This window comes from Ensifer sp. 22460, assembly GCF_052044935.1.
Lineage (GTDB): Bacteria > Pseudomonadota > Alphaproteobacteria > Rhizobiales > Rhizobiaceae > Ensifer.
The window spans coordinates 125,748-132,758 of record NZ_JBQENZ010000025.1 but is presented as its reverse complement, the minus strand read 5'-3'; the positions used below and the strand labels follow the sequence as shown (position 1 = coordinate 132,758).

Sequence of the window (7,011 nt, the reverse complement as noted above, 5' to 3'; positions counted from 1 at the left end):
GCGGTTGAACGAACCGACGATCGACTTGGTGGCAGCCGTGTTGTTGGCGTCGTTGTAGACCCAGTTTTCGCCGGAGAACGAAGCCGACTTCGCGATGCTCACGAGCTGGTTCTGCAGCTCCTTGACTTCCTTCTGGATCTTGCTCTTGTCAACACCCGGCTCGCTGGCGGCAACCAGCTTCTTCTTGATCTCGTCGACGACGTTCTTGGAGTTTTCCATGGCCGTGTAGGCAACGTCGGTCTTGGCAGCGCCGAGGCCGAGTGCGTCCTGAACGGTCGAGAGCGCCTTGTTGTCCGAACGCATGGTGGTCGCGATCGACCAGTAAGCGGCGTTGTCGGCAGCGGAACCGACGCGCAGGCCCGACGAGATGCGGTCCTGGGTGGTTTCCATATCCGAATTGATCGAACGCAGGGTAGCGAGAGCGCCCATTGCGGCGGAATTGGTCATGATGCTCGTCATTAGAGTGTCCCTTTATTACTTAAGACGATTGGGGGACATACCGGACTGTTTACACTACCGGTGATGATGGATCGGCTTCATGCCTCTCGGTTCCAACGACTTTCTCGGAAGAAACCAAACCCGTCATGTGAGGCCGAATATCGAGCCCAATGCTTGCGAATTCCTTAAATGCCGAAGCGGCCTCAACGAGAGATAATTTATACTTAACAACGCCTTAAGTGGACGGTCCGGGTCGCCAAACGCGCCGTTCGAATGGCCCCTTGCGAGACAGGACCAGGCTTTGATCGGGGTTGACGCGTCATGCCTGAGGCAAGCTCCCATTACTACGATGGCCACGAGACCTGCTTTGCGACATCGAGGTGCCAAGCCTTTGATGCCGGCAGCCCAGACGACGGAGCTATCAGTGAACGCCCAAGCCATTTTCTCGACCGCTTCCCGGCAATATCAGAAAGGCCAGTACACGGACGCGCTCGACCAGCTAAACATCCTGATGAATATCAATCGGGATACGAAGACCTTTGTGCTGCTCGCCAAGGTTCTGCTGAAGCTCGGCTTCAAGCCCGAGGCAGCACGCGCCTACCAGCTCGCTGGAGAGGCCGGCGGTTCGCGGTCGCAGGACTATCTGACCGAGGCGATGAAACTCTATTTCGTCAATGGACACGAGGACGAAGCTCTGGCCATCGGCCTCCCGCTGCTGGAGAAAGCCAAGACGGATCCGGAGATCGCATTCATCATTGCTTCGATCTTCCTCAAGCGCGACCAGAAGGAAATCCTCGGCCTGTTCAAGGCACCGCTGTCGACCAGCGCCAATCGCCATCATCAATCGCTGGCATTCAAACTTTTGACAGCCGATGTCAACGATGCGCTAGACCGTGAGGCCGTCGCAAATCTCTTCAAGACGCACCCCAAGAACACGACATTGCGCTCCGCCTATCTCGTCTATGCCCGCGAGGCAAACGACTTTGCCGAAGTCGAGAAACACAGCCGCGACATCGACCGAGCGCTGAGGCTCGGCGAGGCGGATATCCTCGCCGCCGAGGCGCCCTATTACCATATCACCTGGTGCGGCGACGAACGGCTGAACCGGATTGCCGGCGCGCAGCACCGTCCCTTCCCTGCCGGACTGACGGAAGCCCGCCGCGCCATGCCACATGCCTGGAACGACCGCATCCGTATCGGCTATGTCTCTTCCGACTTCTGGCACGACCACGCGACCATGAAGCTGCTCGCAGCCGTGCTCACGGCGCACGATCGCTCGCGTTTCGATATCACTCTCTTCTGCCACACATCGCCCAACAACGTCGTGCGCGACGACGGGTCCCGCGAAAAGTGGGGCAAGATCGTTTCCATCAACGACCTTAGCGATGACCAAGCGGCGGAGGTCATCCGTTCCGAGAACATCGACATTCTTGTCGACCTCAAAGGACACACGCTCGAGAGCCGGGTGAACATCTTCAACCAGCAGACCGCTCCGGTTCAGGTGAGCTGGCTCGGCTTTCCCGGGACGACGGTCAATGTGGACCTCGACTACATCATCGGCGACCCCCATGTCCTGCCGGATGGCAGCGAACCGCACTACTACGAGAAATACTGCCGGCTTCCCGACACCTATCAGCCGAACGACCCTCTCAACCGCCCGCTGCCGCAGCCATTGTCGCGTCGCCAGCTCGGCCTTCCCGAGGAAGTATTCGTCTTCGCGTCGTTCAACGCCAACCGCAAGATCTCGTTGCAGACGATCAACCTGTGGATCGAGATCCTTCAGCAGACCCCGGACAGCGTGCTCTGGCTGATGTGCAGCCGCCCGGATGCGCGAGCGAACATCATCGCAAAGTTCAAGAGTGCCGGCCTCGACACCAAGCGCATCATCGTCTGCCCCAAGGTCCTCTATCAAGACCACATCAGCCGTATCCCGGTCGCCGACATCGGCCTCGACACCTATCCCTATAACGGCCACACGACGACCTCGGAACAGCTCTGGGCCGGCCTTCCGGTGCTGACCTTCAAAGGCACCAACTTCGCCTCACGCGTGAGTGAGAGCCTGCTCAACGCCATTGGCGTGCCGGAACTCGTAGCCGCCGGGCCGGAGGACTATGTTCGCGAGGCGGTCGCGCTCTACAACAACCGAGACAGGATCGCCGACTATCGAAAGACCCTCGAGGAGAACCGGTTCCGCATGCCGTTGTTCGATGCCGAACGCTTCTGCCGCCACCTGGAACAGGGCTACGAAATGATGGCTGACCGCGCGAAGAGAGGTCTGGTACCGGATCACATCGACGTTCCGGCGCTACCGGCGCGGACTGGTTCGTTCGAACGCTAAGCGATCCGACCCTCGACCCCGAACGACGAAAGGCAGCGCCGAGGCGCTGCCTTTTTTGTTTGCGCCTTTCGAAGCGCCCAAACCTTTAATGACAGGTATCTAGCTGAAGGAGCGCACCAGGCTGCCGACGAGCAGATTCCATCCGTCGATCAGCACGAAGAACAGGATCTTGAAGGGCAGCGAGATCGCCGTCGGCGGCAGCATCATCATGCCCATGGCCATGGTGATGGTGGCAACGATCAGGTCGATCACCAAGAATGGCAGCATGATCAAGAAGCCGATTTCGAAGCCGCGGCGAATTTCGGAGATCATGAAGGCCGGCACGACAGCGCGCAGATCCACCTTGTCGTCCACGACCACCGTCTGGCCCTTTTCCTTGGCGATATCGATGAAGAGCTGCAGGTCCTTGTCGCGGGTGTTGGCGAGCATGAATTCGCGGAACGGCTCGCTGATCCGCGGGATCGCCTCGGCCTCGGTGATCTGGTTCTTCATGAGCGGATCGATGCCGTCGCGCCATGCGCGATCGAAGGTCGGCCCCATGACATAGAAGGTCATGAATAGGGCCAGCGACACCATGATCATGTTCGACGGCGTGGTCGCCAGGCCCATGCCGGTGCGCAGGATCGCAAAGGCGATCACGAAGCGCGGAAAGCTGGTGACCATGATCAGGATGCCCGGGGCCACCGACAGAACGGTCAGAAGACCGAAAGTGCGGATGATCCACGAGGCGGCCGACCCGTCGATAGGTGTATTCAGGATATCAGAGGGAAAACTCTGGGCGCCGGCAATACCGGACATCGCCATCATGGCGACTATGAAGGCGACAAGCCGGACCATTTATCGAATCATTGGATGACGAAGGTTCTGAACATCACATTGGTTACGCGCCCATCGGAGCGCAGGTCAACCCGCTCTTGAATGTCATCCCGGAGATATTGAAAGCCGCGCGGCCCCTGGATCTGCTGCAGCGAGACCGTCTTCAGATAGGCGGCGATATCCTGGTGGATCTGTTCCGCCAGTTTGGGATCGGGCGCGCCGTCGAACTGCAGCGCCACCTCGAGCCGTATCCAGTTCTCCGAAGGATAGGCAAGGTTGGTGGTGATCGGCTCCAGCTGGACGACACCGTTCGCTTCGGTCGCGACCTTCGGCAGGCCCTCTTCGCCCGTGGCGTTGGCGGCCGGTTCCTTGGTCGCCTCGACCTGCTCCTTCGGCGGAGGCGGCGCGAGCAGGCCGCCGACCAGCCAGCCGCCGCCGCCGGCAACGAGCGTCAGCACGGCGACGATCGCGATGGTCATCACCTTTGACGGCGACTTCGGCGCGGTGGCGGTATCCAATTCTTCCATCTTGCCGTTCCCTGCCGATCAGATCGGCGAAAATAGGTCCATGAACTGCTGGCCGTAGGGCGGCTGCTGCACCTCGGTCAAGCGACCGCGGCCGCCATAGGAGATGCGTGCCTCGGCGATGCGGTCGTAGTTGATGACGTTCTCGGCATCGACATCCCGCGGCCGCACGATGCCGGCAACGTTGAGGATGCGCAGTTCGTGATTGACGCGCACTTCCTGCGAACCGCTGATCAAGAGGTTGCCGTTTTCGAGAACTCCGGTCACGACTGCGGCGACGAGCACCCTCAGCTTTTCCGAACGCTCGGTCGTGCCGTCACCCTCGGTCTTGGTATTCGACCCATATTTCAGGTCGCCCTCCCAGCCGAAATCGCTGGCCTCCGACTTGCCGTTGGCACCGACGTTGAAGCCACTGCTGTTCTTGCGGCTGCGATCCGTCTTGTTGTCGAAGGTGGCGCCTTCGTTGATCTTGATATCGACCGTCAGGATGTCGCCGACATTGATCGCGCGCGCGTCCTTGAACAGGGCGGCCTGCTGGTCGTTCCAGAGCGAGTAGCCACTTACCACCTGGCGCGGCTGCTTCGGATACATGGCAAGCTGCGGCGTCTGGGAATATTGCAGACCGCTGCCGATCGGGCTCATCGAAGGCGCCCGACCAATCTCGTTGAACGCCTGGTTCTGACACCCGGCAAGGAGACCCGCCGTCAGCACGGCCGTTAGACGCATTTTCATGATGGTTCCTTCGAGGTGTTCGGGTCGCTGGCGCTCGAGATGATATTGGTAAGGATCGCCGCCCTTTCGTCCGTCATTTCGCTGAGGATCAGAGACGACTGTCGCGGCGGCAGCTGCATGACGATCGCAGCGGCGATCTCCGGATTGACCATTTCCAGCTTGCCGGCAGCCGCATCCGGCTTCATCGTCTTGTAGATGTCGACAAGACCGAGCTGGGCCTGTTTCAAAAAGTCGTTGCGGCGTTTCAGCCAGTCCTCGTATTCGTCGCGTCGCTTCTCCAGCGTGGCGATGCGTTCATCGATGCTTGCCTGCAAGGTCTCGAGGTCCTTGCGCTGCAGCACGTAGCGCTGGTCGCGGGCGGCGTCGGCAATATTCGTGCAGAACTGTTGGATCTCATTCTGCGTCGCGTCGGTTGCCGGAGGCGCGGTAACGTCCTGCGCGAAGGCGCCGGGCATCGTCAGCATCGAAGCGGCGGCCGCGCCGACAAGCAACAGATTGCGGACCTTGCCGAAAGATGGGTTCATGTTCGCCGTCATTGCAGCACTAGCTCCGCTTGAAGGGCCCCGGCCGTTTTGATGCTTTGCAGGATGGCGATGATGCCGTCCGGCTTGACACCGATGTTGTTAAGGCCGGCGACGAGCGAGCGAAGGCTCGATCCGTTGAGGATCGCCACCGTGCCGCCATCGGACTGCGCGTTGATGGTGGTGTTCGGTTCCACCTCCGTTCGTCCACGCGAGAATGGCAGCGGCTGAACCACCGTCGGCGTCTCGCTGACCTCGACGGTCAGGGTGCCGTAGCTCACCGCCACCTCGTTGATGCGAACGTCCTGGCCAATCACGATCGTGCCGGTGCGTTCGTTGATGACGACGCGGGCCGGGACGTCCGTCTCGATCACGATGTTCTCGATATCGGCCATCAGCCGAGCGAGATCGGCCATCTTCGGCTTTTCGACGAGCACGGATTGAGAATCGCGTGCCTCGGCAATGCGACCGCCATATTGCTGGGCGGCATATTTGTTGATCGCCGCAGCCATGCCGACAGCCGTCGAGAAGTCCGGGTTGCGCAGTTGCAGAACGAGGTTGAAGCCATCCTTGAACTTGGACGGCAGCTCGCGCTCGATGATTGCGCCATTGGGCACGCGCCCGGCCGTCGTCACACCCTGGTTGAGGGTTGCCGCATCGCCCTGCGCGGCAAAGCCCGTCACGACGACGGACCCTTGCGCGACTGCATAGATCTGGCCGTCCGCGCCGGAGAGCGAGGTCATCACCAGGGTGCCGCCGCGAAGCGAGGTGGAGTCGCCGAGCGAACCGACGGTCACATCGACGCGGCTGCCGGGGCTTGCGAACGGCGGCAGCGTCGCCGTCACCAGAACGGCCGCAACGTTGCGCGTGCGGGAATCGCCGCCCTGGGTGGAGATGCCGAGGTTCTGCAGCATCGCCCGGACCGACTGGTCGGTGAAGGGCGAGGCACGCAGGCTGTCGCCGGTTCCCTGAAGGCCGACGACGAGGCCATAGCCGATGAGCTGGTTGTCGCGTCCCGCCTGGAGCGAGGCGACGTCCTTGATCCTGGACGCGCCGAAAGCCGGCGTCAGCGCCGTCGAGATCGCGACGGCCAGCGTCAGGAACCATTTGCAGGCAAGCATTTTCATTTCGCCACCACATGGACAGTGCCGTCGGCCATTACCGTTCCGGAAACGATGATGCCGGTATCGATGTTGCGCGCCCGGATCAGTTCGCCGACGGCGGCATCCTGGAGCGGTGATCCGGCGGCGCTGATGGTCAGGCCGCCATTGCTGAAGACGAGGCGCACGGTGGAGCCGCGCTCGACGGCATACTGCTCGCGCAGCGCGTTCGCGAGGATCACCCGACCGGGCAGAAGCGTGCGCTTGGTGACCTTGCCGTCGATTTCGTTGAGCGTCCTGATGTAGCCGTCCGCAAGATCGGGGTTGGTAACGTCGACAACCTCGACGCGGCTGCGGTCGATCGTTTCGCCCGGATAGATCGTCCGCGTCGGGATCACCGCGGTCGGCCGCTCCGCGAGGCTCGCCGAAGGCAACAGGAAAGTGGCGGCAAGCAAGGCGCCAGCCGCCAGACGAAGCGCCTTGGATGCGCTGTCGCCCTTCGATACCTTGATGTCTGCGGATCGGCGAAACATCATGTTTGC

8 protein-coding genes are annotated in these 7,011 nt (G+C 61.2%); 1 reads left to right on the top strand and 7 read right to left on the bottom strand.

Annotated elements, in window-relative coordinates; genetic code table 11:
• A partial coding sequence (locus ACTJKM_RS26925) for a flagellin N-terminal helical domain-containing protein (protein WP_440661287.1) occupies positions 1–459 on the bottom strand: 459 nt, incomplete at its 3' end.
• A 373-nt stretch (positions 460–832) separates the two neighbouring features.
• Between ACTJKM_RS26925 and ACTJKM_RS26920 the strand changes: the two genes are divergently transcribed.
• Positions 833–2,776, top strand: a complete 1,944-nt coding sequence (locus ACTJKM_RS26920) for an O-linked N-acetylglucosamine transferase, SPINDLY family protein (RefSeq protein ID WP_440661285.1) — start codon at positions 833–835, stop codon at positions 2,774–2,776.
• 99 nt (positions 2,777–2,875) lie between these two features.
• Here ACTJKM_RS26920 and fliP read toward each other — a convergent pair whose 3' ends face one another.
• From fliP to flgA, 6 genes are read right to left on the bottom strand one after another with little or no spacing between them, the layout of a single operon-like run.
• A complete protein-coding gene (fliP, locus tag ACTJKM_RS26915; RefSeq protein WP_057248216.1) occupies positions 2,876–3,613 on the bottom strand; it encodes a flagellar type III secretion system pore protein FliP in 738 nt (245 codons plus the stop codon).
• Between the two features lie 8 nt (positions 3,614–3,621).
• The gene (locus ACTJKM_RS26910; RefSeq protein ID WP_057248215.1) at positions 3,622–4,119 is read right to left on the bottom strand and encodes a flagellar basal body-associated FliL family protein; all 498 of its coding nucleotides are present in this window, start codon (positions 4,117–4,119) and stop codon (positions 3,622–3,624) included.
• 18 nt (positions 4,120–4,137) lie between these two features.
• Positions 4,138–4,848, bottom strand: a complete 711-nt coding sequence (gene flgH / locus ACTJKM_RS26905; protein WP_057248214.1) for a flagellar basal body L-ring protein FlgH — start codon at positions 4,846–4,848, stop codon at positions 4,138–4,140.
• Positions 4,845–5,384: a MotE family protein gene (locus tag ACTJKM_RS26900; protein WP_057248213.1), complete on the bottom strand. Its 540-nt coding sequence runs from the start codon at positions 5,382–5,384 to the stop codon at positions 4,845–4,847. Before ACTJKM_RS26900 ends, flgH begins: the two co-directional genes overlap by 4 nt.
• Positions 5,381–6,496 carry a flagellar basal body P-ring protein FlgI gene (locus ACTJKM_RS26895; protein ID WP_058323543.1) on the bottom strand — a complete coding sequence of 372 codons (1,116 nt, stop codon included), beginning with the start codon at positions 6,494–6,496 and terminating at the stop codon, positions 5,381–5,383. The genes ACTJKM_RS26900 and ACTJKM_RS26895 overlap by 4 nt, the downstream gene beginning before the upstream one ends.
• Positions 6,493–7,005, bottom strand: a complete 513-nt coding sequence (flgA, locus tag ACTJKM_RS26890) for a flagellar basal body P-ring formation chaperone FlgA (RefSeq protein WP_082615704.1) — start codon at positions 7,003–7,005, stop codon at positions 6,493–6,495. Before flgA ends, ACTJKM_RS26895 begins: the two co-directional genes overlap by 4 nt.
• Positions 7,006–7,011: the final 6 nt, after the last annotated feature.